Raw genomic sequence first — 25,471 nt, 5'->3', positions numbered from 1 at the left:
AGGGCAGTCGTTTTTCGCGCGGCGACCAGGGCGGTCAGCTCGGTGTGGAAGCGCTCGGCAGCCAGCTCGGCGGGCCAGGGCTCCCAGGGTGCGCAGTCGTAGATCGAAGCCAGCGGATCGACGGACAGGATCGGGTGCGTGATGCCCAGCTCGTTGCGAATCTCGGCCAGCGTCCAGCCGGCGCAGCGCAAGGCCTCGGATGCGGCCGCGATGGCGTCGGCGCGCTTGTGCAAGGGGTAGGCCTCACCCGACCAGGGAACGAGGCTGTAGCGGGCGAATATGGCCCGCGCGAGGCGATCCCCAACGGCCCGGAAGGGATCACCCAGGACTGCCTTCAGCGGCGATATGCAGTCGAAGCCCAAGAACCCTTCTTCGGCATCGTGCAGCAGCTCCAGCAGCGAAGCGTCCATGTCCAGCGCCTCTGCGGTCATCTGCCGGCGCAGCGCCAAGACGGTCAGCGAGTGCTGAGCGACCGACAGGGGGTGCGTCCATGACGATTCCCCCCCCCACCGGTAGGTGCGGGACAGGCGGATGGCAAGGTCGGTGTCCGTCCAGGCCTGCGGATCGGGGTTGATGAGGTCGAGGCGGCCGCCAGACGGCAGACGAGTCCAGGCGCGCGGCTTGCCGCCCTCGCCGCTCATTGCTTGCTCCGGGGCTTGTACGCGCCGGCCAGGTCGAGCCCGAGTCGGCCCGCCAGACCTTGGAGCGATGCCAGGATCAGCCCATCGGGATCAAGGCCGTCCTCTGTCGTCTCCGACACGCTGGCGATCACGGACGCGCGCCGGCCATCAGCGTAGCGCTCGATGTTGACCGTGGCGCGCTGCTTGTAGGCCCACTGGTCGCATTTCGCCAAGCACTTGCCGTCAGGGTCGCCCACGGCGCTGTTCACCGCGTCCTGCACGCCCGTCGCGTTGCCCACGTTTTGCAGCACGGTGCCGGCGACCACAGCCAGCGGATTCAAGCCCAGGGCGACCGAGAAGCCACGGCCGCTCTTGGTCTTCAGGGCCTCGGGATGCTCGGCGTATTCACCCAAGCGGATCTCGGCCGTGCGATTGGTCGCGGGCCGCATCGCCTGGAAGGCACCGTCGAAGATGTAGGCGATGTCAGCCTGCACTTTGCTGTCGGCCAGCTCGTAGCCCTGCGCCCTGAAGGCGTCTTGCAGCGCCTTCGACAGCGCCGGGCTGTCGTTGAACTCCACGTACAGCTTGCGGCCCTTGTCGCCTTCCGGCGCGATCTTGCCGACAAGGCGATTCTTGATCGACGGCGCGGCTGCCGGCGCTTGCGCTACCGGCGAGCTGGCGTCGGTCTGAGCCGATTCAGCCCAGGCCGCGGTCGCGGCGGCCAAGAGCATGGGGATCAGAAGTTTTCGCATGGCGTATCAACCCTTCTCGGCACGCAGGTGGTCGCGTTCGCGGGGCTGCTGCAAGCTGCCGTTGATCCAGCGATGCAGGTTCACAGCTCCTTCGGCTGGGCAGTTGATGAACCGGCGAACATCCGCCGCCACCGCCTCGTCAAAGCGGTTCACGAAGCCGAAGTTGCGGCCGCCCATCGTGCTGACCATGAGGTACATGAACGACACCATCACCAGCAGGTTCACAGCGGTGGGGATGGCCGCAACAAGCTCGTCTTTCGTGACTATCTGGATCGCGTGCAGTGCAGTAGCGAACGACTCCGGCGCGAAGAAGTAGCAGCCAGCCGCGCCCCAAAAGACCAAGATCGGCAGCGTCCAGATCAGGCTGTCCAGGGCACGGAATAGGCATCCGAGGACGTTGACGAACTGCGCGACGTACAGGCGGACATCAAAGAACACGTCACGGCGGATGCGGGCGTAGCGGGCGTCGGAAATCTCGCCAGCCTCCACGCCATTGACGTTCACAGTCCAGGAAAAAGGGTCGGCGGCGTCGATGCGCTTGTCCAGCGCGGCCCGGTAACGCGCAAGCATCCCCGTCACCGTGAAGGCGAACATCGAGGCGAACACAGCGGCAGGCAAGATGTCGGCTGCCCGGCGAAGCATGAAAATCGAGGTGAGTGAAACGGCCGCGAGCCACACAACGGCCGCTACCGCCTTGTTCTCCTTGTGGAAGCGGATCACTTCATCACGGGCTTGTTGGAACTTCATCGGGTATCTCCTTCCTAGTGGTGGGTGAGGTTTCGCGCGCGAAAGTCGCTCAGTGCGACTTGGTGAACGGGTTGAGGCTCCAGTTCGCATTGGCCAGCGCAGCGGCCGAAATGCGTTCTCGCTGCTCCGGCGCGAGGCTGTCCCACAGCTCGCGCATGGCGCGGGCATTGCACGGGCCTAGGTCGATGATGTGGATCAGCCTGACCTGGCCGCCCTGGATGCGGGCTTTGGCGGCCTCGATCACAGCCTGCATCGAAGCCGGGGAAGCTGCCGCGAACTCAGCGAAGCCGTCGCCGGCAGCTTGCGCCACCTCGGCCGCAGTCTTGCCGTTCAGGAACTCGGCGATGGCCGGTGCAAGCAGAGCCTCCAGCAGCGCAGCGGTTTGATGATCCCAATAGTTGTCGGTGCTCATAGTCGTTCATCCTTTCGTGATGGCAATCTCGGCGCGGCGGTTCTGCCGCTTGCCTTCCTCGGTGCCGTTGTCGCCAGCGAAGCATGTCAGGCAAGTTGTCGCCTTGATCTTCGAGGCTGGGATGCTTGCGGCGATCAAGGCGGCGCGGACGATGCGGGCACGGGCCAGCGCCAGGCGCTCATTGCCAGCAGTGGTGCCGGTGCTGTCCGTCTGCCCCGTCACCACGATGCCGGGCGCACCCTTGGCAGTTGTGGCGAAGCGCTTGATGTAGGCGAGGGCGTCTGAATCGAGCCTAGCGGATGCGCTGGCAAACAGGACGTGGCCAGGTTCGGCTGCCGGCTGCACTGCCGCAGCCACACGCTGGGCCGGCATGGTTGCGGCCGCAGGCTTGGCCGCTGGCTCGGCGAGCGTGGCCACCAGGTTGCCGCGCATCATGATCGGCTCGGGCTCAGCCGCTTTCAGCGGCTCGGCCGGGACGATGGCCACCGGGGTCTTGGCCGTTGGCACCGCACATGGGTTGCAGGGTACGAAAACCAGTTCGCCACTCTGCGGATCGCGCACCTGCCCCATGCCGGTGATGGTCGGATAGGCCATCCCCTCAAGCGGCTTGTGCGAGGGCAAGTCGGGCTGCGTGGCGCAGCCCGCCAGGCCTGCGACGGCATACGCGGCCGACAGGGACAGGGCGAGCTTCCCGAAGCTGGCCAGCGAGCGCTCGGGCTCGATGGTCTTGCGGCCCTGGCGCGTGATGCGGAGCACTAGGCTCCCTCCCTCGATCTGTCGCTTCACGATGAGCTTCTTGGTCATCAGCGCGCGGATGGCCGTGATGCTCTCTTGCAGGCGTGCCATGTCGTTGTCGGCACTCAGGCGACGGCAGGCGATGCGCTCGGCGACGGTGCGGATGCCGGTGGCCGGCCCTTGGAGAAGCGCGCGCAACACGGCGCGCTCCTGCGCGGTCAATTCGTTGTGCGCGTCCATCGCATCAGCCCTTCACCTTGGCCTTGAAGATCGCGCCCGGCACGAAGCGCGGCTTCACCGTCGCCGGCAGGCTCATGGCCTGGCCGGTGGTCGGGTTGCGGCCGGTGCGCGCGGCCACATCGGCGCGCTTGAAGGTGCCAAAGCCCGTCAGCGTGACTTGATCGCCCTTGGCGACGGTTCCCTGCACGTTCTCGATGAAGGAATCCAGGAAGCGGCCCACTGCCGTCTTGGTGGCGTCCGTGTCCGCTGCGATGGCGTCGATGAGTTCTTGCTTGTTCATGCTCTATTGCTCCAGTTGGTGGTTTTCAAAGGCCCAGCGCGCGAGCTGCACGTGCCAGATGCTCGGGGGTCAGACCGTCGAAGTAGTCCGTGGCGATGAGGTGCCGGTCAGCCGTGGTCGGGAAGCCTTCCGGCTTGTCGTCCAGGGCGACCCATCGCTCGATGTCGTACCGGGCGACCAGGGCCAGAATCTCCTGCTCCCGGTCGGCGTCTTCGATGGTTGGGGTTGTGCCGATGACGCGCTCGCGCACGTCCGCGCTGAACAGCTCGGCCAGGTCGTCATAAAAGTGGCTGTCCTTCCAGTTCGAGGCAATCACCACGTCGATGACCGTGTGCTTGCGAAGCCAGGCCTCCAGCATCGGCAGGTACAGCAGCGTGCCCGATTGCGCCGGGTGCAGCACGCCGTCGATGTCCAGCATCAGGACGTGGCTGGATGGCGGCCTGGTCAGGCGGCCGTTCGGCAAGGCGATGTCCGTGGCGGTCAGCTCGATGGAAGGCTCCGCGACGGCAGGCCTCGGGCGCAACATGCGCAGCAAGGCCTGGATCATTCGCGTGGCCCCCGGTCATGGCCTAGCGCCGGCAGAGCGGGCATGTCGGCCTCGCCGGCACGCCAGAGCCAATGAGCGAGCTTGCTTTCGTCCATCAACTCGGTCAGTGCGGCCGCGTATTCCTCCGTCGCGCCAGGCGGCAACACGTACATGGCCGTGGGCTCGGGCGCGGTGTCGGACGCGACCAGGCACGCCAGCGGCCGGCTGGACGGCAGGTTGTAGCGCATCCCCTTCATGAACCGACGATTGGCGCGGCTCATGGCGTCGATCACCATCTGGTCGAAAGTGCTCTCGAAGGGAATCCAGTTCTCCGTTACCGACATCAAGGCGACTTCCTCCAGCGAAGCGATGCCGGTGTTGCCCACGCTGAAGGTGCCGATGGCCATCAGGTGGGTGTCCTCCAGGGCATCCCACAAGCCCAGCTCGACCTCGAAGCGTTTGAGCAAGCGCTTGTGCAGGTCGTCGTTCATCATGAAATGGCAGTCGGGCAGGTGCTTGAAGACGATCTTGTGGCCATATCGAGACTGCGCCACTTCCTTCACCTCGCCGATCACGATCATCAGCCGGCGCGAACCCTTGACCGTGGCCGCCGCCTTGCCCATGTGGGCGATGCGGCGTTGAGTGATTTCGTTCTTCTTTTCGGCGTTGAAGCTCTCCGGGATGTAGAGGATGTCGGCCAGCGATGCGCCCTTGGCCATCTTGTCCTCGGCTGCTTGCATCAGGTACTTGCGGATGACGTACCAGCTCCGTTTGCCCGCCATGTTGGGTGCCCAGCGGTTGAAGCCCGCTTCTTCCCACAGGTAATGCAGCGTTCCGCGCAGCGTGAGCTTGTTGCCATCGGTCTTCACGCTGTCGGTTTCCGCGCCGCTGGCGATAGGTGCAGAGCGGCCGGCCACTTTGGTCAGCGAGAAGTCCAGCTTGAGGGCCGTCAGCCCTTCCTCCGGGTCTTCCTGGATCGCGGTGCCCATGACTTGGCCAAGCCCGGAAAGCTCCGGTGGCGGCTCATAGGAGTCGCAGGCGGGTGCATGGTCGCCGCCAGAGTTGGGCATCCGCTTGATGACGAACTTGCCTGCCACCTTGGCGATATACATTTCGATGCCAGGATCGCGGCACACGCACACCGGCCGGGTCTTCGCCGTATAGGCATGGGCCAGCGCGTCGTTCATGCCTGGGTCATCGCTTTTGATGCGCTGCTCGCCAATGCGGTAGGTGCTCATGTCAGTCCTCCCTGGTGTCTTCGGGTTTTGAAAGGCTTTCGCGCGCGAAAGCGGCTTGGCGCAGGAATCCCTGGCTCGATGCCTTGGGATCGGCCGCGCCGGCAGCGCCGTCCGGGAAGGCCTCGTTCAGCTTCTCCAGCAGGGGATCGAGCGGCGAGCTGGGAACCTGCTCGGCGGGTGTCGCATCAGGGGTCTTGGTTGGTTCAGCCACGGCCTATCTCCCCATGTCGCGGCCCTCACGGGCCTGATCGTGTTGTGGCTCCTTGCCCAGCTCGTGGACTTGGTTCTTCCCGGCCGCGTACTGGATAGCCACCTTCTCGCCGACTTGCATGTCTCGATCCAGCGAGGCCTTCTCGTACCGGACAGCGATCATGTCGGACATCTTCACCAGGGCGTGCTGCGATGACTCGGCCACCACTTCACCCTTCACGTCGCGCTTCAGCTCGTCGGGGTCACGCACCATCAGACCGCGATGCGCGGCAGCGGCGTCGATCACGCGGCGCGATTCGTCCAGGGTCACATTGCCTTGCGGCACCTGGCCACGATGAAGCTGCTCGGACAGTTCGGCGCGCGCCGTGAAGTAGGAGTTTTCGCGCTGGTCTTGCGACGCCTGGGCCGTCCATGACTGCTTGAGTTCGTGGAGCTGCTTGTAGGCACCGTCCAGCTCGGGGTGCCGCTCCAGGGCCTCGCGCTTGGTCATCTGGTCGAAGGCCGCCGCGCGCTGATAGGTGTTGGACTGCTCGAAGCGATCCAGATCAGCGCGGGCCGCATCGAGCTTGGAAGCCAGCTCGCCACGGTCTGCAATGACGGGCTTTGGGCTGCGGTCGGCATCGGGCTTCAGTGCTTCGGCATAGGCGCGCTTCAGAGCCTCGTCGTTGCCACCGATCCACTTGTTGTATTCCCGGAGCCCATCCTTTTCCGTGTAGGTGGTCTGGCCAGGATGCGAGGCGGCCTCTCGGCCGTTGAGCAAGCGCTCGGTGCGGATCACATAAGGATGCTCCTGGGTGGGCGCATCTCTGAATGCCTTGGCCGCCTCGTGGACGTTCTGGTATTCCTTCGACTCGCCACTGGCCACGGTGCCCACGGTGTAGCTCACGTTGTCGCGCACGCCTTCGCGCTGCTTGGCCAGGGTGTTGATTTCGTAGAGGGCCGAAACGTAGTCCCGGCGCTCGGCGTGCGTCCATTCGCGCGAGCGCTCCTGCTGCAAGGCCTGTGCAGCCTCGGGGGCTTTCTGCCACTCGCCGCGCTCCTGCTTGTTCTCGTAGACCGGGCGCTGGTTGGCGTCGTAGAGGCGCACGGTGTCGGCCAGCTTCTCGCGCTCCAGAGAGCGAACCGACTCCACCATGCCGGTGTAGGCCGCGTCGTGCTGCTCGCGGTTGACGAAGCGACCGGTGCCACGCTCGGCCACTTGTTCCTCGAACCGCAGGCGCGCGCGCGTCATTGAGGTTTCGGGGTTCACCGCCATCACGCGGGCCTCCACCTCGTAGCCGTTCTCCTTCAGGCGGTTGGTCAGCTCGCGGATGTTCTCCGGGCTGCGCATGGTGCCGTCCACCACCAGGTTGCGTCGGCCCTCCACAGCCGCCATCGTGAGCCGCGTGGCCCACTCGCCGGCTTCCTTGTGGGTGCGGTCGGCCGCGTTCTGCGGGTCTTCCTTGCTGAGCTGCTTGTAGCGCGGGTTTTCCTCGCGCATCCGGTCAGCGTCAATCACCACAGCCCCGCCGTTGCCACGGAACTCACGGGCCGCTTCTGCTGCCAGTGCCGACTTGCCGGAGCCTGGCTGTCCACCCAACACGATGGCCTTGGGGTTGTCCTTGGCCTCGGTGCGTGTCAGGGCATCGCGCTCTACGTCCTTGTAGGCGCTCTCCATCGCATATTTCGATACCTCGCCGGCTGCCATCTACGCCTCCGTTCAGTTGCTTGCGTAGAGGTCGCGGGCCTGCTGGCCGAACCGCTTGATGACCGACTCGATGGCTTCCTCGTCGTTCGGCTCCAGGGCTTCCCGCAGATCGCGCAAGCTGCTCTTGGCCGCCTCGGCGACCTTGATGGCGTTCTCGTCGGGTTGAGGCTTGTCGCGCTCGATGGCAATCTGCTCGGAGTGGTGGGCAATGATGGCCCCCAGCACGTCCAGCGCCACCTCGTAACGGACGCCCGTGCGGCTGAAAAGTCCTGCTGTGCTCATGTCGTATTCCTTTCCCTTGTCGATCAGCGCGGGGACATTTCCCGTGTGCGCTCCATCTGCATGTCACGCCCGCCGCGATCCTTCGCGGGCTCCTTGCCCTGGTCGTAGACCTGGCTCTTTTCTGCTGCGTACTGGATGGTCACGCGGTCGTTCTGGTAGACGGCCCGATCCAGGTTCTCGCGCTCATAGCGCACCGCCACCATGTCGCCGACCTTCAGCATCGCGTGGTGGGACGACACCGCCACCACCTCGCCCTTGAACGTGCCCCCCATATCGGTGGCATCGCGCACCATCAGGCCCCGGTAGGCGGCCGCTCGGTCGATAACGTTGCGTGATTCCTCGACCGTGACATCACTGCCGACCACCTTGCCGGCGTGCAGGTCGCGTGAGATTTCCGCGCGAAGCTGCGGCACGTCCAGGCCTGACTCGCGCGCGTTCATCATGGCCTTGTAGGCTCCGTCCAGCTCCGGGTGCTTGGCCAGCGCTTCGGCCGGCTTGAGCTTGTCGAAGGCGACGGCGCGCTCTACGGTCGTAATCTCGTAGAACACCTCGCGCATCGGCGCTGGGTTGCCATGCGCCGATTCCTTGGCCGCTTCGTTCCAGACTTCCTTGCCGACCTTCTCGTAGTCCAGCTTGTGCCCGGAATGGCTGGCCAGCTCGTTCATGTACTCGCGTGTGGCCCGGCCGTTGCCTTCGCGGAAGGGGTGCATTTCGTTCACCACCGCGTACACATCGGTCATCGCCTTGGCGAACTCCTGCTTGTCCAGTCCTCGGCCGTAGTGGGCATCCTTCACGAGCTGGTGGGCCTTCTCGCCGTAGCTCGGGATTTCCTCTGTGAAGGCGAACAGCGTCCGGTTGGCTCCGTTGCCCTTCACCATGTCCACGGTGCGCAGCTCGCCAGCCCACTCGTACACGTCCTTGAAGACATGCCGGTGGATGTCTTGAAGGTGTGCCAGGTCGAAGTCGCCTCGAACGGGATGCTCGCGCAGCTCCTGCGCGCGGATCGCGGTCGCGCCGCGCTCGAAGCGTTGCAGCTCGGCTTGATTCTGGATGTCGGCCTTGTTCCGCAGCACGTTGGTGCCGGGGTAGACGTAATCCTCCCAATTCCCGTCAGCCATCAGGCACCCCGCTTCGCCAGCTTCAGGTACTCGGCCACGGCCTGGTCGGGGGTCAGCTCGCCATTGATGACACGTTCCTGGATGGCCAGGTCGTGTGCATCCATGTGCAGCCCTTCCAGCGCCTGGGAGGCATTGGCCTGGCGGAACTGTTCGCGCCGCTCTGCCTGGATGTCGCGGGCCGGCACAGGCTCGGCCAGCAGCTCGTCAAAGTTGTTCATAGTCAACCGCCTCCATTTCCAAAGAGCCAGAAGGCAACCACCACGAGGAAGCCGACGATCAGCAGCTTCATGATGATTCCCCTGAAGAAGAAGGCCAGGACAAAACCGATGATGATTCCCGTCACCATCGGCCCATTCCCGGCCATGTTTTGCAGGTAGCCGAACATGGTGCTGAACACCCGCATAGCCACCTCTGCGATGTCCCCGAACACGCTCAGGAACTGGTGCATGAATTCGCCTACGTCGAAGCTCCCCATCAGCGCGCCTCCCATTGCAAGACCTGCACGGGCAGGTGCATCGAGGCGAACAGGCCCGGTCGATTCGTTACCAGGGTCGCGCCGGCCGCGACCGCGTGCGCGGCCACCATGATGTCCAGCTCGCCCATGTCGGCCCCGTCGCGGACAGCCAGAGGCCGCACGCGGGCGTATTCATCGGCCGCAGCGTCATCCCATGCCAGCGAGCGCACGATCTGGAAGAAGGACAACAGCACCCGGCGCAGCATCAGGTGCTCGGGGAAGTCCATCAGCCCCAGCAGCAGCTCGGCGCGCGTGACGGCCGAGACGCACAGCTCTTGCGGCAGGGTGGCCGCAAGCTGCGCGTTGCGGTCTTCGGTGATGTCGCCACGGATCAGTGCAGCCGCGACGGTGGTATCCAGCATGAACGGCATCACTGCGCCTTCCCTCGTGTCGTGTTGTTGTTCGCCCGGCACTGCCTCTGCATTTCCAGCTCTTGCCGCACCGCCTTGGAGTGGCAGGCCAGCAGCACAGGCTTCACCGTGTCGGGCACCTCGGGATCGTGCTGAAGGCCCGACAGCAAGCGCCGCTCGATCTTGAGGATGAAGCTCTCAGCCAGGTTGCCGGAGCGGGCGGCGATCAGCAGCGCATCCTTGCGCAGCCGGTAGTACCAGTGCTGGGCAGCGGCTGCTTGGTTACTCATGGCACACCTCCCTCGCTACCTTGTTCATCGGCCGCGTGGCCATGTAGCCCACAGGGATGCCAGCCGCCCGGATCGCACGGAAGAAGCTCGACCAGGTGCTGGCACCGGGCAGCGTCGTCAGGATCACGTCGCCGGTCAGTTCGTCGCGCCGAATGAAGACTTCTTCGCCCTCGAAACGGAACTCAGCAGGTAGCCGAACGGCTTGGCTGGAGCCGTTCTTGAACAACTTGGCAGGGCGCAAATCGGTCATGGTTATCTGCTGGTGAGTGGGTATATGCAGCAGTCTATATTGCCGTCACTTTGCCGTCAATATGACGGCACTTAATACCGCGCCCGATAAGGCTCACCTTCCTCCCAAAGCCGCTGCCAGTAGGTCGCGTACTCCTTGGCCAGCGTCGGGTGATGCCAGATCACCAAGACGTTCTCGCTGTTGCGCCTCGCGGCAGAATCCGTGTAGTTGAAGCTGCCCGTTTCCACGGTGTCGCCATCCACCACCAACACCTTCGAGTGCTGAATCGCGTACCGGGAATTGATGCGAACCGGGACGCCCACGTTGGCCAGGAAAGTGGCGGACGTGTAGCGCTCCGTGAGCTGCGACTTGTCCATCACCACCATCACTGACACGCCCGCCTTCTGCTTGCGCAAAAGCGCCTCGGCGATGGGCTTGCTGGTGAACGAGTAGGCCGCAATGCGGATCGAGGTCTTGGCCGAGTCGATGACGTTGAGCACCAAGTCAAGCGCGCCACCGTCAGGTGCGGTCGCCATCTGCACCCACGCACGCCCGTCCGCTGGGGGCACCGTGCCCATATAGACCTGCTCCGGCACCGTGGCCGCGCCACCCTGCCCTTGCGTGCTGTGCTGTCGCTTGCTGTCGTTCTTGCTGCCGTTGCCAAATTTGCCGCTGAACCAGTCCAGGATGGGCTGGTCGCCGGCAAAGGAAGTGACGGGAGACGACGTGAGTGCGACCCCTATTGCAAAGGCTGTAACGAGGCGAGCTACTGTGTTCTTGCTTTTCATTCAATCATCCATCCATAGTCAAAACGGAAGCCTGTAGTGGCCATGCTTGTTTAGAAACTTGCGCACTTCTCTGAAGCTACGCAGGTTTGGCGGCGGCACACCGTTTTCTTGCGCTATCGAGATTGCGTAACCGACCATCTTGTCCGTAGGCCGCCGCACAGCAGAGCCAACCATCCAGACCAAGAGAACCAAAAACAGGGCGATGAACCACCAGCTTTGAGTCAATACAAAGGCCACCATCGGCAGCAAAACAAGTAGTACGCGCAGCATGGTTGTCATCCTGAACAGGTGGCGGCGTGGCCGCACGAATTGCATTTCTTGCCGCGACTTTTCCGGGGCTGAGCGCGCCCTTCCGTCACGTCCAGATAGCGGTTGATAATTCGCACGCACGCGGAGTCGTCCAGCAGCTCGACCCGATGTGCGGTGCGCTGCCGCGTGCGGCGATTGTTGATGGCCACGTACCCATGCGCTGCCGTCTCGAAGCCCTTGTGACGCAGCAGCCAGGCTTGCAGTGAGAGCTGCGCGATGTCGGTGTCAAACACGCGGTCAAGGTCGCGGTTCTTGTTCTCGACCGGGACGTGTTGCCCGGTGGGCAGGCGGTAGACGCGATCAGGGCGGCCGACCACGGGAAACGGTGCGTCGATCCACAGGTTCTTCTCGACCAGGGCGACTCGGGCGGCCTTGAGTTCTTCAGGGAGCCAGACCTGGGTGAAGCCACGCCAGACGATGAGCATCCACACAGCCACCGCGATGGCCATGCCGAAGAACATGAGGCCGATCAAGGTGTGCATCACCGGCCCTCCACGAACACCACGAGGCGGTCAAGTGCGCGACGTACCAAGCCAGCGGCTCTCGGCCAGCGCTCCAGCACGCGGGCGATGCCAGGCGACACGGCGTAGTACAGGCGAACGGCCACACGGCCGGTCGCACGGGGCATCAGTACCCGGTCGCGCCATGCGCGCAGCGTGTTGGTTTGCCAAGCCTCCCCGCCGTAGACCTGGGAAGCGATGAAGCAGCGCTTGTCCACGATCTGCGAGGTCTGCCCCTCGACCTGAAAGCGCAGATGCTCGAAGGTGCCCGTGGCCGCCTTGATGCGAACATCGAGCGGCCGCGCATCCCCGCGCTCACGGTCATAGACGGCCTTCTGCTCGCAGTAGACCGTCGCCACGATGTCGGTGATGGAGTGGTAGCGCTTCCTCATGCACCACCGCCATCTGCGAACAACAGGCTTGGTGGCATTCCCGCCTTCTCGCACACCTCAATTACGCTATCCCGGACGGCGGTGGATAAGGCCGCAGTTACTGACTCGAAGATGAACTTAAATGACTCATCCTCTCGGGGAACTAGCGCCTCCATCAGATAACCAAGCAGAGCGCCGTTCACTGATAGAGTGAATGTGCCGGCTGGCCATGCCTCGTTCCAGATGTAGAGAAGGGGGAGGATGTGAGCCAATTCGGAAGCCACTTCCTCGCTTGTCACTTCAGCGCAGTAAATCGGCGTGGACAACTGCTGGCTGTCGAAAATTTGTTTAAGGATCAGGCCAACGGCCTGCCTCTCCATTTCTTGCCGTGTCATGCGTCCTCCAATCTTTCGCGCGCGAAAGTCACCGCGCCCTTGCGGGCTGATGGCAGCAGCCAGCGATAAATGCCTAACAGGCTGGTCAGCGTGAAAGCCGCCTGCATGACGATCAAAGCCGGCTCTGCGGCCATGACGCCGTAGGCGATCCACATGGCGTTAGAGCCCAGGAAGGCCAAGAACCCGTACCCTGAAAAGCGGCTGTTGGTTGCCAGCAGGAACGAGCCAAGGACTCCCAGGGCGCATCCTGCCCACTGGATCGCGTCCGTCATTTCTGAGGCATCCGGCAATCGCCACACTCGATGTAGTTGGGGATCGAGCGGTACGGGGTCAGGTCGGTGCCAATGCGGGGATCGGGCTGTTGTTGCTTTGTTGCACAACCTGCCAAGCTGGCCAGGAACAGTGCTGCGGCCAAGGTTTTCTTCATGTTTCGCTCCGAAACGGTAGGGTTTTAGGGGTTGCCAATCCGGTCAGCCGAAGGCTGCGGGCGGGTGCTGTAGTTCCAAAAACGGCCTCAGCCGTTGTATCCTTGTAACTGCCGTCAAAGTGACGGCAACTCGTGCGCTCCCGCACCTTGCGTTGTCGATGGTCTTGTGCCACTGTCCGCGCGCACTTTGATGGAGAGCGGCGGGCATTTAGATTCACGAGGTTTGCGCACCGCGCAGGCCTGAACCCAGGAGATACGACATGCTGAAGAAATACGCCGCTGCCGTCTTTATGACGGCAATTTGCAGCCTCTCCAATGCTCAAGCCGCGCCGAATCAGGCCCCGGTGAAAGGCGGCCTTTGCTATGGCACCCCGCAGGCCTTGAACTGCGAGCACCTGGGCAAAGTCACCGTCAAGGAGATTTACGAAAAGGGTTGGCGCGTTGTCGCTTACGTCAAAGAAGGCCCGAACACGGTTACGGTCGTGATCGAGGAACAAAGGTGAAAACATGATCTCTCGTCCCCGCAAGCTGCTCGGCCTTGTGCCGGTCGTAGCTGCTTGGTTGTTGTCGGACAAGACCGCCTCTAGCTTCCTGGCGATGCTGGTTGGCGGTCTTGTCGTTTGGGTGCCGTACTGGCTCGCCTGGTGGCTTAGCGATGGCTTCAGTGGTTTCAGCATCGGCTCAGCTCCGTTTGACGATGACCCTGTGACCGGATACCGCTGGGGGTCACAGGGCTATGGCTACTACCAGGGCAACCACCGCGTTCACTAGAAGCCAACGCTGTCCTCGCGTTTCTTGTTGTCGTTGAGCTTTTCGCCATCGGCCGTGCCGTCTCCACCCGTGAGCTTGTCCCACGTCTTCTTGGCGGTGTCCTTGATGTCGCGGCCTTCCATGTCCTCGACCACACCCATCGGGTTGGCACGCCCTTCGCCGACCTTCTTATCCGGGCTGGCCCAGGCGTTGACGTTCTCATCGAAGGCTCCAGCGCGAGCCGGGATGCTGGTCTTGTTGTCCGGGTTCAGGTTGCCCTCCACCGCACCACGAGCATCGCTGCCGACAGCAGGCAGGCCGGTGTGAACATCGAGCGCGCCGGCACCGGTAAAGCCGGTCTGGCGTACCTTCTTCTTGTGCTTGCTGTCGATGTCGTCCTTGATATCACCCTGCTCGTGCTGAGCCAGGTTGTGCAGCTCGGATTTCGTCGTCGGCATGTGGCCGCCATCGAAGGTCTGGCCGTTGAGCGTTGAAGCCTTGGCCACCATGCCCTTCTCTGCGGCGAAGTCCTGCACCTGCCTCATGATCGTGGGCGTCTCCTGGCTGTAGAAGCGCATGGCGCTCATGCCATTCCGCGCCGCGACCTGGGACATGAATTCCGGGTCGGCCATGAGGTCGTGATGCACCGAGAAGGAATTGCTCTCGCCTCGGCTGGCCCGATTGCCCACGCCGTTCTCGTTGCGCTCCACGGCGTCGTTGACCCTGGAGTGTTCGTCCACGTTGCTGCGTGCTGCCTCGCGGCCGTGGCGGTTGGTCTGCGCGGACTGTTCGCCCTGCTGGTTGTGAACAGTGCGGGAACCCGATTCCTGGAAGCTGGTAGTGAGCCGGGTCGATTCGTCTGTTGTATGAGCTTGATCGGTACTCTTGTCGCGTGAGTGAGCTGCCGAGTAGTTCTTGGCCGAGTCGAACCCAAGGCGAGCGCCGATAGCCATGCCACCGCCCTTTCCAGGCGCAGCTCCACCACGGGCGTTACGGTAGTTGCCCAAAGCCTTGTCGATTTCGGCCTGGGATGCGCCCGCGTTCTTCATGGAGTCGGCGATGCGCTTTTCTTCCTTCGGATCGACGCCGGCACCGCCACCACCGCCAGGCAAGGCAGAGCCTCCACCGCCGACTGCGCCAGTGTTCCCGCCACCGACACCAAGGCCCATTGCTAGGTTGTCGCTTGCCCCAGCCGTGGTGTTGAAGTGGGAGGCCGTCCGCGTCCCGCTATGCAGGCCTTGGCCCTTGTCCGTCGATCCACCGTGGCTACCTTGCACAGAAACGGCGTTCTCCGTGCTATGCCCTTGGTTGCGGCCGCGCGTATTGTCATGACCGACCACATCCGTGTACGAGCTGGCATCGCTGTGGCGATTGGAAACGGCGGTGCCCTTCCCTGCGATGTCCGTCTCGTGCGCTTCCTGCGTGCGCTGACTGTCCAGCCGGTTGTCGGTGGAAATCGAGGTCATCAGCCGGTTGTGCATCGCCTCCAGTGCCGCCGATCCGTTGCTGGCCAAGCGTGCCACGCCGCCGCTGGACGTGCCGATAGCGGCACCGCCACCTTCGAGCCCGAGGTTGTAGTCCATCTTGTGCATGGACGTGGTGTTGACCGAGTGGGTGTCGATACCGGCCTGGCCCATGCTCACATTGCCGGCCGCCCAAGCAGAGCCCGCAGCCGCACCGGCAGACGTGAAGCCAGTGATGGCCTTGTCGGCAAGGGACATGAAACCACCCTGCCCCATCTTGATGATCGCGCCGGCCATGAACGGCACCAGGACAACCATGTAACCGATCACCGCCTGCTCATCGACAATCGTCGCGCTGAAAGCGTCCGAAAGCTGGAAGGGCACGCCAGGAGCAAGCCCAAGCGCGTTCGCCTTGTGCTTCAGGTACATCAGCGACAGATGGTTGATGACCGCGAACAGAACCGGCCACATGCCGATCCAGGCGAGCGACATCATGTAGCCCCCCAGCACCTTCTTGGCCCCGTCTGAAGTCATCACGACCATCAGGATGACGATCACCGGGAACATGGCGTACAGAATCGCCTCGATCCAGTTGCGCATGTGGGGGATGACTTCTTGGCCCAGCAGACTCATCACCGAGTTCGAGGTATTCGCTTGCGCCGCAGCCTGGCCCTCGGCCGCAAGCGCGGTCACTTCCGCGACCTGTGCCGGGTCGTTGAGCATGGAGGGAAGGCTGGTGCCAGCCTGCCGCCACATGTTGTTGAACATGCCTTGCTTGAGGGCGTCGGATGCACTCTGCGAGCTTTGCAGCAGCCAGTCGTAGGACGTGGAAACGGCATTCAGATACATGCTCTGGGCGAGTGCGTCCGATTGGGCCAGCGGGAATGCCTGCTTCCCGTAGAAGGTCTGAGCTGCCTGCACGGCAGCATCAATCCTGGTCTTCAGGATCACGCCCGTGTTTTGGCAGGTGTCGGTGGTCGGGTTCGCGCTGATCGTGTTGTAGGTGACGAAGCGCGCCGGACTAGTCTGCGTCAGGATGGTGTTCCAGACATCGGTGCCGCCAGTGATTTGCGCGCCGCTAACTTGGCCATCCTTGATGTCATACAGGGTGCATTCCTTTATGAACTGCAAGAGGTCAGCGCGCAGGCCGGGGTCTTGGATTTCCGCGTTGTTGACTTGCTTGAGGATGCGGTGGCCAAAGCCCACATCGCCTTGCTCAAGGCCCAACGTGTCGGGCACGCCGAAAGCCGTTTCGTACTGCTGTGTAATGAAGCCGAAGGTCATGTTGACCGTTTGCCCGATCACAGCCATCGCAAAGGGCACGTTGGCTACCACACGAGGCGGCTGGAGGTTGGTCTTGTCGGTCAGCGTCACGCGCGCGATCGGCATGTTCAGCAGCGTGACAAAGATCAGCGCCTGGAAGAACCAGGTCGCCATTTCGAGCTGCTTGCCGCCGAGGTAGGCGAACATGCCGATGCCGATGGCGAAGATGAAGACCATCTTCAGCAGCCCGGCGAAGCCTGCGCCAGCCATCATCGCGGCGACCGCGTTGAAGACGTAGTAGAGCGTTTCGACGTTCCAGTACGTTGAGATAGTTACGTCCATCATGGGCGTGGCTCCTTATCGCAGGCTGCGGCCAAAGGTGAGCGAGCTGCGCAGAGTCGGCGACAGGTTGGCGCTCAGGGAACGCTCCATGAACTGGACTTCTTGCACCATGTTGAAGGTGCTCATGGTCTGCGTGTAGGCGGTGGACATCTGCTGACGGGCCTGAGTCTTGACCTTCTCAGCAGCCTCCAGAATGACCTTGATCTGGTCGGACATGACGCCACTTGCCGCCACCGTTTGGTACTTCACCAGCGCGGCCACCAAGTCGCTCACGGCGCTACGGATGTAGACCTCTGCGTACTTGGCCGCGATCAGGTCTTGGTAGCGGTTAATCATGGCGTCGGCCAGCCCGGTGTTATTCGATGCCGTGCCGACCGCCACCATCTTGTAGACAGGCAGATCGGTGACGTTGATGAAGTTCAGAACGTCATTCAGGTTGTCGTGGGGCTGACGGGCAGCGATCTTGTCGGCGATGGCCCACAGCTTTGTCCGCACCATCGCACGGAAGCTCAGCACGTTGCCGTTGTCGCCGATGTTCCCTTGGTAGGGGTTCAGGCAGTCGGTGGTGTCGTCGCAGCGCCAGATAGGGAAGTCGAGGTTTGGCGATGCGTCTTGCTTGCCGACAAGCTGCTCAAGCGAAATATCCAGTGCGGGCAGGATGATCGGCGTCGGCGGGGTGCCGGCATTGTTGTTGGTAGGGAAAATTGCTGTTCCGACCATCGACATGATGACCATCCGGTATTCGTCGTCGATGCCATTGAGCTTCTTCAGCGCCTTCCACACCACGTTACCGGTGGGCATGGCGTCCTTGGCTACCGGGTTGCTGCTCGCCACCTGATTCATCGTGTCGTTGGCCTTCGGCTCGTTGTTCATCACGTTTGACCAGGCATCCGAGATGTCGCTGAACAGGTTGGTGTTCACGCCGAAGTTCTTGGCCGCGTCCTGCTTGCCGCGCGTCCACGAATCCGGCACCGAGGCATTCACGATGCCCTTGGCGGTTTCGCAGGAGTCGATGTTTTGGCGGTTGATCTGCTGGGCCGTCGCCTGGAGCGCCTGCATCACGTTGTCGCAGGTCGGGCACAGGTTCTGGATGGCCAGCTTGAATCCGTAGCCCAGCGCATTCGAGCCGATGTTGCGCAGCATGGCCACGAACTGCTCTTTGTTGATGAACGAGAAGCCGCCCATGAACAGGTCAATGCCGCCGCAGCCGGCATTCCAGCTCGGCGGCGTGACGGTGGCCAGGTTGTAGGTCTTGTGCGGCATCCGCATGAACAGACTGCCCCCGGTGTAGAGGTTCATCGTCTGGCCTTGCAGGATGGCCGGGTTGGTGACGTTGCCCTGGGCGTTCACCGAGTCGAAAAGCTGTTGCATTGACATGGCGGACGAATTGGTAGCGACAGCGACGGCCAAGGCGAAAACAGAGAGGCGTTTGAGCAGCATGTCGGTTCTCCTTAGAAGTTCTGGCCAGGCTGGGTGCCAGTCAGGACAAAGATGCGGTTGATAATTTCGGTGAGCGCCATCTGGCCGAAGCCGATGGGTGCGTGGTCGCCCGTGGTCTTGGAGCCGATGAACAGGGCCGGCACCCGCTCAACACCCCAGGCCTGCGCTTGGCTGCGGCCATCGGTGAACTGCGGGTACTCCGGCAGCAGGCCCGCGCCGTCCACCGACACGGCCAGCACCTCGATGCCGTACTTCTCGGACATGCTGCGCAGCACCGGGGCCATCGCGTGGCAGTACGGGCAGTCAGACCGGAAGAAGAAGATCAAGCCGTGCTCCTTGGCCAGCGTCTTCAAGTGCTGTTCCTCGTTGACCTCGCGCTGCGCGTCGTAGGTCTTGATCGCCGTGTTGTTGGTCGGACGCTTGAGCGAGTAGTCCAGCTCGGGGTTCTGCCAGACCACCCGCCGCCAGTTGTCGGCGAAGACCGCCCCCTTTTCCTGCGTGAGCTGCCACAGCTCCAGGTAGTTCTTCAGGTTGGCGTCGGTGGGGTTCATCACGGCCACGTCCTCGCGGCGCTTCAGCTCTTGGCGCATCTGCTCGGCCGTCTTGATTTCCCTCAGAGAGAGCGGACGCGGCGCGGAGGCCTGCGGCGCCGGCGGGGCCACCTGACGCTGCGGCTGCTGTGCGTCCTCGTCGCAGTACCAATTCGGCTTGCTCGTGTCGCACCTCCAGATCGAGGGGTAGTCGAGTGGGCTATCGGCCCAGGCCGCCGTGCAGGCCAGCGCGACGGAAAGCGTCAGTAGGAAGCGCTTCATTGGGCTTCCTCCAGCGAGTCAGGCGCGCGGCCGTCGAGGCAGTAATTGATCTGCGTCTTCAGCAGCGCGTCCGTCATGCCGTGCGTGGACTGCACCTGCTTCTTCGTGTAGTTCACTGACAGGCGCGCGCAGCCCTTTTGCTTGTAGCGCTTCTCCACCGTGGCGCTGACCAGCAGCGAGCCGTTGCTGCGAAACTGGTCGCTGAACTTCTTGGCGATGTCGCCGGTCATGACGCCGGACGCGCTACCGGTGCGGATCGCCTCCACCATCAGGTCGTGCGCGTTGTTGTAGATGCCGTCCGCGAGACTTTCGCGCGCGAAAGTTGCAAGCAGCAGGACAGCGGCAAAGTAGGTGGTCTTCTTCATGTCATTGCCCGTAGTAACTTTTGACCTTGTTCTGCACAGTCGAATTGATCTGGCTGTTCAGAGAGGCGTTGTTGACGCTATCGACGTTGAGCGAAGCGATGAACTCGCTGAAGTCCATCGCAGCAAAGTTGAGCGCCTGAAGCTGGGCTTGGTTGAAACCGCCACACTGGTTGGCCGGAAGGCCAAGCTGCGCCCTGCCCTGTCGATTGACGATCTTGGCCAGGATGGAGTTGAAGCAGCATTGCTGTTGCTTGATCTCCGTGCAGACGTTGATGATCGGAATCTTGTGGGAGCAATAGCTGCCCACATACACGCACAGGTTCTGGCCTTTCTTCATCATCAGGGTCTGCTCGTTCGGGTCACAGCTCAGCCACTCCATCACCATTTGGATGGCGATAGAGATTGCGAAGCTGTAAGGGTCGAAGCCGACGAACTGGAAGCCATCGGCCATCGAGAAACTGAACTGGAAGCCATAGGCCCCGAAGGTGCTACTGCTGCCCAGGCCACCGGCCCAGTCGTTCATCGAAGTCAGCCCCTTGTCGATCAGCGAAATGTCGGTATTGCCGTAGAGGGCGTCATAGACGTACTGCGAGCCCGCTCTGATGCCGTCCTTGCCGACCTGGCCGACCACGGCTGCACCGCCGCTCATGCCCGCCGAAAGTAGCGCATGGTTGGTGTAGGCCCCGCCGCCGCCAGCCGATTTGCAGCAGCTCTTGAGTTCCGTACCGCCCAGCACCTTGATCGAGCATTCTTCGAGGTAGCCCTTGAAGATTTCCACCTTGTTGGGATCAACGCCATAGATGCCGGCTTGGCGCGTGACTTCGACCATCGCGGCCGCCTGGCCAAAGTCCTTGTCCTGGGGCGACGAGGTGTCGTAGCACCCGCTGCCATCGTTGTTGCAGAAAGACGTGTCGCACACGGTCTTCTGAGTCGAGGTGGCGGGCTTATCCGGGCAACTGAAGGTGAAGCTCGCATTGACGCACTTGCCGGTGGCGTCGGTGGACAGGCAGGTGTTGCCGATCTGGCCGCAGCCCTTGTCGCGCAGCGGCTGGCAGGTGTCGATGGAGCTACTGTCTTCGCAGGTGAAGCTGGCTTGGTACTGCCAGCAGTCGGCATTCACGCGCACGGCCCCTTGCGGCAGCGGCTGGCCGTTGATGCAGGCCAGGATGCCGTTGATCTGCTTGCAGGGCGTGGCGTCAAGGCACACGTCTGCTTGGGTCTGCACGCAGCTCTTGGGGCCGTAGGTGATGTCGGCCCAGGCGTTGGCGGTCAGGAGGCAGGTGATGGCGAAAAGGATGCGCTTCATGTTGTCTCCTTACTGCGTTGCGCCGCGAGCTGCCGCGCAGCCGTCATTCCACGGCGTGTTGCAGGTCGGAGCCACGTTGTAGATTTGCCCGGTCACGGTCACGTTGCCGCAAGCGCCACCCCAATAGCCGGTGCCCCAATAGACTTGAATGGTGTTGGTGCCTGTTTGGAGAGGCATCTGGGATGAGACGCTTCCTCCCCAGGTGCCACTACCCTCGTGCCGATTCATCAGGAATTTGCCTTCTGCATTGCAGAAGAAGCCCATCACGTTGTAGGGCGTGTAGTTCGCCGGTGGGGAACAAGACCCGCTATCAGGATCGCAATAACTGAATTGGCTTTGTGAGGTAGGCGAATAGCCGCCAGGGCAGAAATCCAGCAGCTTGGTGTTCGCATAGAACTGCTGGTAGTTCGGCTGGCTGGCCGTGCAGTTGCCGTCCCAATCGTAGGCCGTGCAAGTAGTACCCACTTGCTCAGTCCATGAATATCCAACCTGGAATGCCTTGGTTGTTTGAGGGAAGTAGCTGCCGCTGTAATAAGGCCCCGCGTTCGGGTATCCGGCGAACACTGCATAACCATTCACACCAATGGCCGCCGCGTCATCAAGGTTAGACAGGTTGATGGTTATGTAGCCACCCTGCCCAACGGTATCCAGGTTGAAGTTAATTTGCGCCGAACCCTCCGCACCCCCGGTACAGTTGGGAAGGCTGACGATGTAGTTGTAAAGACCGGCCGTTCCGGTGGGTGTTATGGACAACGAGGGAAATATGCCGGTCTGAGATGTAGAACTCGATGAAATTGGGCTTCCCGTATAGGCACACTGCGGAATCAGCGTCTTCTGACAAGTGAAGCTCTGCGTCACCACGGACTGCTCGCAGCTCTCGGTCTTGTACGTAGCCGGCGTCGTCACTGTCTCCACATGGCACTGCTGATTGCTGGAGCCCGGCGTCGAACCGGGGTTCTTGATGGTGTTCGCCGATCCTGTCAGCAGCGGGTCGTTCTTCTTGTCGATGATGAACTTCGGCCGGATGCTCGGGTTCTTGGCTAGGAAGTTGACGGCATCGCATTCCTGCTGCGCCATCGCATTAGGCGACACGCTGTTTTGGCAGGCAGCGAGCTTCGAGTTGCCTGCCGCGCCGAGGTTGCCGTGACCGTTGGCGAAGCTCGCCGACTGCGGCGCGTTGGTCGTGAAGTTGGGGAGGTTCTGGCTCCCCGTGTTGGTATTCACCTTTCCTGCCGCAGAGTCCTTGCCACTCTGCCCGAAGGTCTTGCCAGCCTGGAAGGCGTCTGCCGGCGTCTGGATCGGCGGATCGGCAAAAGCCAGGGTGGACATGGCGGCCAGGCCGCCCAATGCGATTGCGGTGGTCAGGTTCTTCATCAACGGCCCCTCAGTTGACGTGCGTAGCGTTGAGCCAGCTCGGTGAAACGGCGGTCGTGCTGCGCGATTTCATCCAGCGCGTAGTCGAGGCTCACATCCCCGGCGACGGCGGCGTAGGTGTCCGGCAGCGCGCAGCCTTCGCTGTCGAGCTGGTCAATGGCCTCGGGCTTGGTCAGCACCGTGACGGGCACGGACTTGACCTTGTATTTGGCGAAGGCGTTGGGATTGACCACCACGTTCCCGCGCTTCTCGCCCAGGTCTTTGATGGCGAAGGCGGTTGCCTTCCACGAGTTGTCCTTGAACCCGTTGAGCACCACGGTGCCCCCGAGTCGGCTCACCTGCGCCACGATGCGCTTGAGCGATTCAGGCGGCATGGTGAAGCTCACGAACACCATCAGGTCATCGGTGCGGCGAGCGTCTGCGCGCTGCTCGTAGCGCTTGGCCAGCGCCTGGATGTCCACGTTGGAGACTTCCGGCGTGGGCACGTTGGGAAAGACGTTCTTGGCGTTCTTCGTGGCCGGGTTGTTCGGATCGAACATGGCCTTGCGTTCGGCCTCGATGCGCTTCATTTCGCCCTGCACGGCGGCACTGGATGGCAGCGCCGGGGCCTTGGCCTTGGTCGCCGGATTGTTCGGGTCGAACATCGCTTTGCGTTCGGCCTCGATGCGGCGCTGTTCCTGTTCGAGCTGGGACGCGGTTGGCGTCGTCACGTCAGCCCAAGCGTGGGACAGCAGGGATGCCAGTACGGTGGCAGCGAGAATGCGGGTCTTCATCGGTGCCCCCTCAAAGTCCATAGCCCAGGCAGCAGTTTTTCTTGCGGAAGATTTCGTAGCTGAAGTCCTCGCCTTTGTACGGATACTGGCGACCCGCACCCCACACGGCAGTGGTGCGGCCGTAGGGCTGGCAGCACTTGCCGTTGATCTTGGCCGTCTGCGGCACCGGGTACAGCATCGTGTACTTGTACTGATCCTTCTTCATCACGGGCTGCGGGTAGACGCCGCACAGGCCTTCGCTGCCAGCCGTGCCCCAGGTCAGCATTTCGCGGTGCATCTTGGCGGTCATTCGCTGCACCAGGAGCGAGCTGGCCTGCACATGGCTGACGTGCGCCTGGACGTGGCCGTTGAAGGGGTAAATCGAGCCGTTGCAGCCGGCACACCAGAAAAGCGCATCGCTGCCAAAGCCGGTCGAGGCCAGCACGCAGTCACCCGCGCAAGCGGCCTGCGCGATGGGGTTGCCGAACAGGTACGTCTCGGGGTTCAGCAGCATGGTCAGCTCGTCGTCGTTCCAGGTGGGATCGACTTCGGTGATGTAGGCCACGTCGAAGCTGCCGGTTTCGAGGCAAGGGTTGTCGAGGATGATTTCGAGCCAGTACAGCATCGGATCGACATACCAATGCACCTGGTAGCTTGATTGCCGCGTGTTGTCCTGCTGCAAGCGCACCTCGCCTTCGGGCGCACGGATGCCGGGGTCAAGGCTGATACCGCCCAGCGAGACGAAGCAGTACGGTGAGCGAGTCACGTCCACGCGGCGGGCGGGCTCCCAAAAGCCCACGGTGACGCCGAGAACGGGCCGCAGGCCGCACGAGCACAGGAAGTCGCTCGGGTTGTCGGTGTCTTCCTGATCCATCGTGAGGATTGGCAGGCCGCCGATGGTCACGGGGAACAGGCAAGACCAGCAGATGTCGGTGATGGGGTTGGCGAAAGCGCCGACACATTGGCCAGCCACACTTTCGCGCGCGAAAGCGGCGCTCAGCACCATCATGAGGGTCACGATCCAGCGTTTCATTGCAGCTCCTTCGCGGGGACTTCTTGCAGCAGCAGCGAAGCGCCCTGTTGGCTGATGACGGTGGGCACGGCGTGGATGCCGAAGCGTTGAGAGAGGACGCCCTTCTGATCGAAATACACCTGGGTCTTCCAGGCCTTCGTCAGATCGAGCCATGAGCCGGCCACCAGGATCGGCTTCACCTTCGGGCCTTCCTTCTTGACCATGCGGCGCACGGCCTCGGCTTGGTCAGGGTCGCGGCCGTCGAAGAACACCAGGCGCTTGCTCAGGCCGGTGACGAGCAGCGGGTTGATCTTGGCCCCAGCCGGCACCACGATGCGGCCCTCGTCGGTCTTCACCGCATTGGGGTAGTACACGGTCGGGTCGATCAGGCGCTGTGCCTTCTCGGTGACAGCCTGAAGGCCATCCACCGGAGGCATGTTCTTGACGCTGTTGAGCGACCGCTTGATGGCTTGCTGCTGGAGCGCCTTCAGCTCGCCGCTGCGCTCCTTCTGGCGCAGCTTGTTCATAATCATCGTGAGCGCGGATTCCTCGCCAATCGGGTACGTCTGGCCGATGGTTCCAATGGACTCCGCGTGCGCAGCCGTGAGCGTGGCCCCGGCCATCAGTACCGCGATCAGCTTAGAAAATCGCATAGGCTTTCCCGATCACCTCGTAGTTCTTCACGTTGCCCGAGAGCGCGTAGCGCGAGTCCAGGCTGTCCGGGCTGGGCGTGGCGACGAACATCTGCCCTTCCGGGATCACGCCCGGCTCGGCGGGCGTAAGGGGCACGCCAGCCTTCGATTTGGGCTTGGCCACCCCGATGTATTGGCCATTCACCCAAAACTCGTTGCCGGCCCGTTTAACCACGTCGCCGGGGCCTCCCATTACCACCTTGATGAACGTGGTGCCGGCCGGGTAGGTCGCACCGCCGTGCCAGCGGAAGGCCACCAGGTCGCCCTTCTGCACGGGCGCATCGCGCTTGATCGCGTAGACGTGGCCAGGCAGGCTATGGGTCAGGGCCACCGAGTAGGTGAACCAAGCCGTCGAAACCCACAGGCCCACGCCGGCCAGGCCAACGGCTCCGCAGAGCCCCAGGTACAGGCGCTTGATCTTCATTTCTTGATCCTTTCCCGCACGATGTCCGTGTAGTCCGTGGCCGTGCCGGCCAGCAGCGCGGCCTTGTTGACGAGGACGCAGTGGCATTCCTTGCCCACTTCGTCCACCACGACCGACAGCTTCTTGGCGAATTCGGCGGTCATCTTGTCGGCCAGCGCTCCCTTGTCAGGCGAGCTGCCCACGCCGATCAGATCGAGCAGACGCTTCTGGTCTTCCTCCACCAGCTTTTGCAGATCGACCGTGGCCACCTGGGGAGGCGTGTGCTTGTAGATCGAGTACGCCACCGGGGCCAGGGCCAGCAGGGTGAAGACGGTAGACACCAGGGCGGTGGTGAGCACGGTCATGAAATAGCTCGGCGCGGGTTGGGGCGCGTCGGCGGGAGCGGCTGCTGGCGTTGCCACTGGAGCTGCGACGGCGGGCGCTTCGGCCGCCACGGGTTGAGTGTTCTGTTCCATG

37 protein-coding genes are annotated in these 25,471 nt (G+C 62.8%); 2 read left to right on the top strand and 35 right to left on the bottom strand.

All coding sequences use genetic code 11. From position 1 onward, the window contains the following. From AAHM38_RS19650 to AAHM38_RS19535, 24 genes are all read right to left on the bottom strand, one after another. The coding region (locus AAHM38_RS19650) for a phosphohydrolase (protein ID WP_342234312.1) at positions 1-641 on the bottom strand (641 nt) is incomplete at its 3' end. Then, a complete protein-coding gene (locus AAHM38_RS19645; protein WP_028229009.1) occupies positions 638-1,372 on the bottom strand; it encodes a hypothetical protein in 735 nt (244 codons plus the stop codon). The genes AAHM38_RS19645 and AAHM38_RS19650, both read right to left, overlap by 4 nt. A gap of 6 nt (positions 1,373-1,378) precedes the next feature. Next, positions 1,379-2,092, bottom strand: a complete 714-nt coding sequence (locus AAHM38_RS19640) for a hypothetical protein (protein ID WP_182553465.1) — start codon at positions 2,090-2,092, stop codon at positions 1,379-1,381. 76 nt (positions 2,093-2,168) lie between these two features. Further along, positions 2,169-2,531, bottom strand: a complete 363-nt coding sequence (locus AAHM38_RS19635) for a hypothetical protein (RefSeq protein WP_028229011.1) — start codon at positions 2,529-2,531, stop codon at positions 2,169-2,171. Positions 2,532-2,537: 6 nt separating this feature from the next. Next, complete coding sequence (locus tag AAHM38_RS19630) at positions 2,538-3,506, bottom strand: OmpA family protein (protein WP_028229012.1); 969 nt, start codon at positions 3,504-3,506, stop codon at positions 2,538-2,540. Between the two features lie 4 nt (positions 3,507-3,510). Beyond that, complete coding sequence (locus tag AAHM38_RS19625) at positions 3,511-3,786, bottom strand: HU family DNA-binding protein (RefSeq protein WP_028229013.1); 276 nt, start codon at positions 3,784-3,786, stop codon at positions 3,511-3,513. 25 nt (positions 3,787-3,811) lie between these two features. After that, on the bottom strand, positions 3,812-4,333 hold the full coding sequence (locus tag AAHM38_RS19620) for an HAD domain-containing protein (protein WP_028229014.1): 522 nt from the start codon (positions 4,331-4,333) through the stop codon (positions 3,812-3,814). Next, positions 4,330-5,550, bottom strand: a complete 1,221-nt coding sequence (locus AAHM38_RS19615) for a DUF1173 domain-containing protein (RefSeq protein ID WP_028229015.1) — start codon at positions 5,548-5,550, stop codon at positions 4,330-4,332. Before AAHM38_RS19615 ends, AAHM38_RS19620 begins: the two co-directional genes overlap by 4 nt. A 1-nt stretch (position 5,551) precedes the next feature. After that, positions 5,552-5,761 (bottom strand): hypothetical protein, encoded by a 210-nt coding sequence (locus tag AAHM38_RS19610; RefSeq protein WP_028229016.1) that lies wholly within the window; start codon positions 5,759-5,761, stop codon positions 5,552-5,554. A gap of 3 nt (positions 5,762-5,764) precedes the next feature. Then, positions 5,765-7,447 carry a zeta toxin family protein gene (locus tag AAHM38_RS19605; RefSeq protein ID WP_028229017.1) on the bottom strand — a complete coding sequence of 561 codons (1,683 nt, stop codon included), beginning with the start codon at positions 7,445-7,447 and terminating at the stop codon, positions 5,765-5,767. 12 nt (positions 7,448-7,459) lie between these two features. Further along, entirely contained in the window at positions 7,460-7,729 is a 270-nt protein-coding gene (locus AAHM38_RS19600; protein ID WP_028229018.1) for a hypothetical protein, read from the bottom strand. Positions 7,730-7,752: 23 nt separating this feature from the next. Next, a complete protein-coding gene (locus tag AAHM38_RS19595; RefSeq protein ID WP_028229019.1) occupies positions 7,753-8,847 on the bottom strand; it encodes a Fic/DOC family protein in 1,095 nt (364 codons plus the stop codon). Beyond that, positions 8,847-9,065: an antitoxin VbhA family protein gene (locus AAHM38_RS19590; RefSeq protein WP_042339272.1), complete on the bottom strand. Its 219-nt coding sequence runs from the start codon at positions 9,063-9,065 to the stop codon at positions 8,847-8,849. Before AAHM38_RS19590 ends, AAHM38_RS19595 begins: the two co-directional genes overlap by 1 nt. Before the next feature lie 2 nt (positions 9,066-9,067). Further along, positions 9,068-9,295: a hypothetical protein gene (locus AAHM38_RS19585; protein WP_156967228.1), complete on the bottom strand. Its 228-nt coding sequence runs from the start codon at positions 9,293-9,295 to the stop codon at positions 9,068-9,070. Between the two features lie 26 nt (positions 9,296-9,321). Beyond that, on the bottom strand, positions 9,322-9,732 hold the full coding sequence (locus AAHM38_RS19580; RefSeq protein WP_028229021.1) for a PIN domain-containing protein: 411 nt from the start codon (positions 9,730-9,732) through the stop codon (positions 9,322-9,324). After that, positions 9,732-10,001 carry a hypothetical protein gene (locus AAHM38_RS19575; RefSeq protein WP_028229022.1) on the bottom strand — a complete coding sequence of 90 codons (270 nt, stop codon included), beginning with the start codon at positions 9,999-10,001 and terminating at the stop codon, positions 9,732-9,734. Before AAHM38_RS19575 ends, AAHM38_RS19580 begins: the two co-directional genes overlap by 1 nt. Then, entirely contained in the window at positions 9,994-10,251 is a 258-nt protein-coding gene (locus AAHM38_RS19570; RefSeq protein ID WP_028229023.1) for an antitoxin, read from the bottom strand. The genes AAHM38_RS19575 and AAHM38_RS19570 overlap by 8 nt, the downstream gene beginning before the upstream one ends. A gap of 71 nt (positions 10,252-10,322) precedes the next feature. Further along, entirely contained in the window at positions 10,323-11,018 is a 696-nt protein-coding gene (locus tag AAHM38_RS19565; RefSeq protein ID WP_084170298.1) for a phospholipase D family nuclease, read from the bottom strand. Positions 11,019-11,036: 18 nt separating this feature from the next. After that, positions 11,037-11,288, bottom strand: coding sequence for a hypothetical protein (locus AAHM38_RS19560; RefSeq protein ID WP_156967229.1), 252 nt, complete (start codon positions 11,286-11,288; stop codon positions 11,037-11,039). Positions 11,289-11,293: 5 nt separating this feature from the next. Beyond that, a complete protein-coding gene (locus tag AAHM38_RS19555) occupies positions 11,294-11,809 on the bottom strand; it encodes a Dna2/Cas4 domain-containing protein (RefSeq protein ID WP_028229025.1) in 516 nt (171 codons plus the stop codon). After that, on the bottom strand, positions 11,809-12,219 hold the full coding sequence (locus tag AAHM38_RS19550; RefSeq protein ID WP_028229026.1) for a CFI-box-CTERM domain-containing protein: 411 nt from the start codon (positions 12,217-12,219) through the stop codon (positions 11,809-11,811). Before AAHM38_RS19550 ends, AAHM38_RS19555 begins: the two co-directional genes overlap by 1 nt. Further along, positions 12,216-12,593, bottom strand: coding sequence for a hypothetical protein (locus AAHM38_RS19545; protein WP_156967230.1), 378 nt, complete (start codon positions 12,591-12,593; stop codon positions 12,216-12,218). The genes AAHM38_RS19550 and AAHM38_RS19545 overlap by 4 nt, the downstream gene beginning before the upstream one ends. Beyond that, on the bottom strand, positions 12,590-12,865 hold the full coding sequence (locus tag AAHM38_RS19540) for a hypothetical protein (protein ID WP_042339277.1): 276 nt from the start codon (positions 12,863-12,865) through the stop codon (positions 12,590-12,592). The genes AAHM38_RS19545 and AAHM38_RS19540 overlap by 4 nt, the downstream gene beginning before the upstream one ends. Next, positions 12,862-13,020, bottom strand: coding sequence for a hypothetical protein (locus AAHM38_RS19535; RefSeq protein ID WP_156967231.1), 159 nt, complete (start codon positions 13,018-13,020; stop codon positions 12,862-12,864). Before AAHM38_RS19535 ends, AAHM38_RS19540 begins: the two co-directional genes overlap by 4 nt. A 260-nt stretch (positions 13,021-13,280) precedes the next feature. On the opposite strand from AAHM38_RS19535, the gene AAHM38_RS19530 reads away from it, so the two are divergent. Further along, the gene (locus AAHM38_RS19530) at positions 13,281-13,523 is read left to right on the top strand and encodes a hypothetical protein (RefSeq protein WP_028229027.1); all 243 of its coding nucleotides are present in this window, start codon (positions 13,281-13,283) and stop codon (positions 13,521-13,523) included. 4 nt (positions 13,524-13,527) lie between these two features. Then, positions 13,528-13,791, top strand: a complete 264-nt coding sequence (locus tag AAHM38_RS19525; protein ID WP_042339279.1) for a hypothetical protein — start codon at positions 13,528-13,530, stop codon at positions 13,789-13,791. Here the strand turns inward: AAHM38_RS19525 and AAHM38_RS19520 are convergent. The 11 genes from AAHM38_RS19520 to AAHM38_RS19470 are packed head-to-tail and all read right to left on the bottom strand — an operon-like array spanning position 13,788 to position 25,470. Next, entirely contained in the window at positions 13,788-16,841 is a 3,054-nt protein-coding gene (locus tag AAHM38_RS19520; protein WP_245621248.1) for a conjugal transfer protein TraG N-terminal domain-containing protein, read from the bottom strand. The two genes, AAHM38_RS19525 and AAHM38_RS19520, sit on opposite strands and share 4 nt — an antisense overlap. Before the next feature lie 12 nt (positions 16,842-16,853). After that, on the bottom strand, positions 16,854-18,278 hold the full coding sequence (locus AAHM38_RS19515) for a conjugal transfer protein TraH (RefSeq protein WP_028229029.1): 1,425 nt from the start codon (positions 18,276-18,278) through the stop codon (positions 16,854-16,856). 11 nt (positions 18,279-18,289) lie between these two features. Then, on the bottom strand, positions 18,290-19,090 hold the full coding sequence (locus tag AAHM38_RS19510) for a conjugal transfer protein TraF (protein WP_028229030.1): 801 nt from the start codon (positions 19,088-19,090) through the stop codon (positions 18,290-18,292). Further along, positions 19,087-19,455, bottom strand: a complete 369-nt coding sequence (locus tag AAHM38_RS19505; protein ID WP_028229031.1) for a hypothetical protein — start codon at positions 19,453-19,455, stop codon at positions 19,087-19,089. The genes AAHM38_RS19510 and AAHM38_RS19505 overlap by 4 nt, the downstream gene beginning before the upstream one ends. A gap of 1 nt (position 19,456) precedes the next feature. Then, a complete protein-coding gene (gene traN, locus AAHM38_RS19500) occupies positions 19,457-20,761 on the bottom strand; it encodes a conjugal transfer protein TraN (RefSeq protein WP_052421045.1) in 1,305 nt (434 codons plus the stop codon). A 9-nt stretch (positions 20,762-20,770) separates the two neighbouring features. Continuing rightward, entirely contained in the window at positions 20,771-22,135 is a 1,365-nt protein-coding gene (locus AAHM38_RS19495) for a hypothetical protein (protein WP_052421046.1), read from the bottom strand. Continuing rightward, complete coding sequence (trbC, locus tag AAHM38_RS19490) at positions 22,135-22,908, bottom strand: type-F conjugative transfer system pilin assembly protein TrbC (RefSeq protein WP_052421047.1); 774 nt, start codon at positions 22,906-22,908, stop codon at positions 22,135-22,137. Before trbC ends, AAHM38_RS19495 begins: the two co-directional genes overlap by 1 nt. Positions 22,909-22,918: 10 nt before the next feature. Beyond that, positions 22,919-23,920: a conjugal transfer pilus assembly protein TraU gene (gene traU, locus AAHM38_RS19485; protein ID WP_028229033.1), complete on the bottom strand. Its 1,002-nt coding sequence runs from the start codon at positions 23,918-23,920 to the stop codon at positions 22,919-22,921. Beyond that, positions 23,917-24,552 (bottom strand): type-F conjugative transfer system protein TraW, encoded by a 636-nt coding sequence (gene traW / locus AAHM38_RS19480; protein WP_028229034.1) that lies wholly within the window; start codon positions 24,550-24,552, stop codon positions 23,917-23,919. Before traW ends, traU begins: the two co-directional genes overlap by 4 nt. After that, positions 24,539-25,015: a S26 family signal peptidase gene (locus tag AAHM38_RS19475; protein ID WP_028229035.1), complete on the bottom strand. Its 477-nt coding sequence runs from the start codon at positions 25,013-25,015 to the stop codon at positions 24,539-24,541. The genes traW and AAHM38_RS19475 overlap by 14 nt, the downstream gene beginning before the upstream one ends. Continuing rightward, on the bottom strand, positions 25,012-25,470 hold the full coding sequence (locus tag AAHM38_RS19470) for a TrbI F-type domain-containing protein (protein WP_042339282.1): 459 nt from the start codon (positions 25,468-25,470) through the stop codon (positions 25,012-25,014). The genes AAHM38_RS19475 and AAHM38_RS19470 overlap by 4 nt, the downstream gene beginning before the upstream one ends. Position 25,471 lies beyond the last annotated feature (1 nt).

The sequence above is a fragment of the Ralstonia sp. OTU4908 genome (assembly GCF_038440115.1).
In the GTDB taxonomy this organism is placed as follows: domain Bacteria; phylum Pseudomonadota; class Gammaproteobacteria; order Burkholderiales; family Burkholderiaceae; genus Ralstonia; species Ralstonia pickettii.
The sequence above is the reverse complement of the archived record's forward strand: the minus strand, read 5'-3'. Positions and strand labels throughout refer to the sequence as shown.

Coding starts and splice junctions, on each gene's coding strand:
- AAHM38_RS19575 (WP_028229022.1), bottom strand. CDS start 10,001: ATGAGTAACCAAGCAGCCGCTGCCCAGCACTGGTACTACCGGCTGCGC.
- traU (WP_028229033.1), bottom strand. CDS start 23,920: ATGAAACGCTGGATCGTGACCCTCATGATGGTGCTGAGCGCCGCTTTC.
- AAHM38_RS19625 (WP_028229013.1), bottom strand. CDS start 3,786: ATGAACAAGCAAGAACTCATCGACGCCATCGCAGCGGACACGGACGCC.
- AAHM38_RS19645 (WP_028229009.1), bottom strand. CDS start 1,372: ATGCGAAAACTTCTGATCCCCATGCTCTTGGCCGCCGCGACCGCGGCC.
- AAHM38_RS19515 (WP_028229029.1), bottom strand. CDS start 18,278: ATGCTGCTCAAACGCCTCTCTGTTTTCGCCTTGGCCGTCGCTGTCGCT.
- AAHM38_RS19530 (WP_028229027.1), top strand. CDS start 13,281: ATGCTGAAGAAATACGCCGCTGCCGTCTTTATGACGGCAATTTGCAGC.
- AAHM38_RS19475 (WP_028229035.1), bottom strand. CDS start 25,015: ATGAAGATCAAGCGCCTGTACCTGGGGCTCTGCGGAGCCGTTGGCCTG.
- AAHM38_RS19595 (WP_028229019.1), bottom strand. CDS start 8,847: ATGGCTGACGGGAATTGGGAGGATTACGTCTACCCCGGCACCAACGTG.
- AAHM38_RS19635 (WP_028229011.1), bottom strand. CDS start 2,531: ATGAGCACCGACAACTATTGGGATCATCAAACCGCTGCGCTGCTGGAG.
- AAHM38_RS19540 (WP_042339277.1), bottom strand. CDS start 12,865: ATGACGGACGCGATCCAGTGGGCAGGATGCGCCCTGGGAGTCCTTGGC.
- trbC (WP_052421047.1), bottom strand. CDS start 22,908: ATGAAGACCCGCATTCTCGCTGCCACCGTACTGGCATCCCTGCTGTCC.
- AAHM38_RS19605 (WP_028229017.1), bottom strand. CDS start 7,447: ATGGCAGCCGGCGAGGTATCGAAATATGCGATGGAGAGCGCCTACAAG.
- traN (WP_052421045.1), bottom strand. CDS start 20,761: ATGAAGCGCATCCTTTTCGCCATCACCTGCCTCCTGACCGCCAACGCC.
- AAHM38_RS19525 (WP_042339279.1), top strand. CDS start 13,528: ATGATCTCTCGTCCCCGCAAGCTGCTCGGCCTTGTGCCGGTCGTAGCT.
- AAHM38_RS19495 (WP_052421046.1), bottom strand. CDS start 22,135: ATGAAGAACCTGACCACCGCAATCGCATTGGGCGGCCTGGCCGCCATG.
- AAHM38_RS19590 (WP_042339272.1), bottom strand. CDS start 9,065: ATGAACAACTTTGACGAGCTGCTGGCCGAGCCTGTGCCGGCCCGCGAC.
- AAHM38_RS19520 (WP_245621248.1), bottom strand. CDS start 16,841: ATGATGGACGTAACTATCTCAACGTACTGGAACGTCGAAACGCTCTAC.
- AAHM38_RS19505 (WP_028229031.1), bottom strand. CDS start 19,455: ATGAAGAAGACCACCTACTTTGCCGCTGTCCTGCTGCTTGCAACTTTC.
- AAHM38_RS19570 (WP_028229023.1), bottom strand. CDS start 10,251: ATGACCGATTTGCGCCCTGCCAAGTTGTTCAAGAACGGCTCCAGCCAA.
- AAHM38_RS19555 (WP_028229025.1), bottom strand. CDS start 11,809: ATGCACACCTTGATCGGCCTCATGTTCTTCGGCATGGCCATCGCGGTG.
- AAHM38_RS19565 (WP_084170298.1), bottom strand. CDS start 11,018: ATGAAAAGCAAGAACACAGTAGCTCGCCTCGTTACAGCCTTTGCAATA.
- AAHM38_RS19510 (WP_028229030.1), bottom strand. CDS start 19,090: ATGAAGCGCTTCCTACTGACGCTTTCCGTCGCGCTGGCCTGCACGGCG.
- traW (WP_028229034.1), bottom strand. CDS start 24,552: ATGCGATTTTCTAAGCTGATCGCGGTACTGATGGCCGGGGCCACGCTC.
- AAHM38_RS19545 (WP_156967230.1), bottom strand. CDS start 12,593: ATGACACGGCAAGAAATGGAGAGGCAGGCCGTTGGCCTGATCCTTAAA.
- AAHM38_RS19585 (WP_156967228.1), bottom strand. CDS start 9,295: ATGCACCAGTTCCTGAGCGTGTTCGGGGACATCGCAGAGGTGGCTATG.
- AAHM38_RS19630 (WP_028229012.1), bottom strand. CDS start 3,506: ATGGACGCGCACAACGAATTGACCGCGCAGGAGCGCGCCGTGTTGCGC.
- AAHM38_RS19535 (WP_156967231.1), bottom strand. CDS start 13,020: ATGAAGAAAACCTTGGCCGCAGCACTGTTCCTGGCCAGCTTGGCAGGT.
- AAHM38_RS19600 (WP_028229018.1), bottom strand. CDS start 7,729: ATGAGCACAGCAGGACTTTTCAGCCGCACGGGCGTCCGTTACGAGGTG.
- AAHM38_RS19620 (WP_028229014.1), bottom strand. CDS start 4,333: ATGATCCAGGCCTTGCTGCGCATGTTGCGCCCGAGGCCTGCCGTCGCG.
- AAHM38_RS19615 (WP_028229015.1), bottom strand. CDS start 5,550: ATGAGCACCTACCGCATTGGCGAGCAGCGCATCAAAAGCGATGACCCA.
- AAHM38_RS19550 (WP_028229026.1), bottom strand. CDS start 12,219: ATGAGGAAGCGCTACCACTCCATCACCGACATCGTGGCGACGGTCTAC.
- AAHM38_RS19560 (WP_156967229.1), bottom strand. CDS start 11,288: ATGCTGCGCGTACTACTTGTTTTGCTGCCGATGGTGGCCTTTGTATTG.
- AAHM38_RS19580 (WP_028229021.1), bottom strand. CDS start 9,732: ATGCCGTTCATGCTGGATACCACCGTCGCGGCTGCACTGATCCGTGGC.
- AAHM38_RS19470 (WP_042339282.1), bottom strand. CDS start 25,470: ATGGAACAGAACACTCAACCCGTGGCGGCCGAAGCGCCCGCCGTCGCA.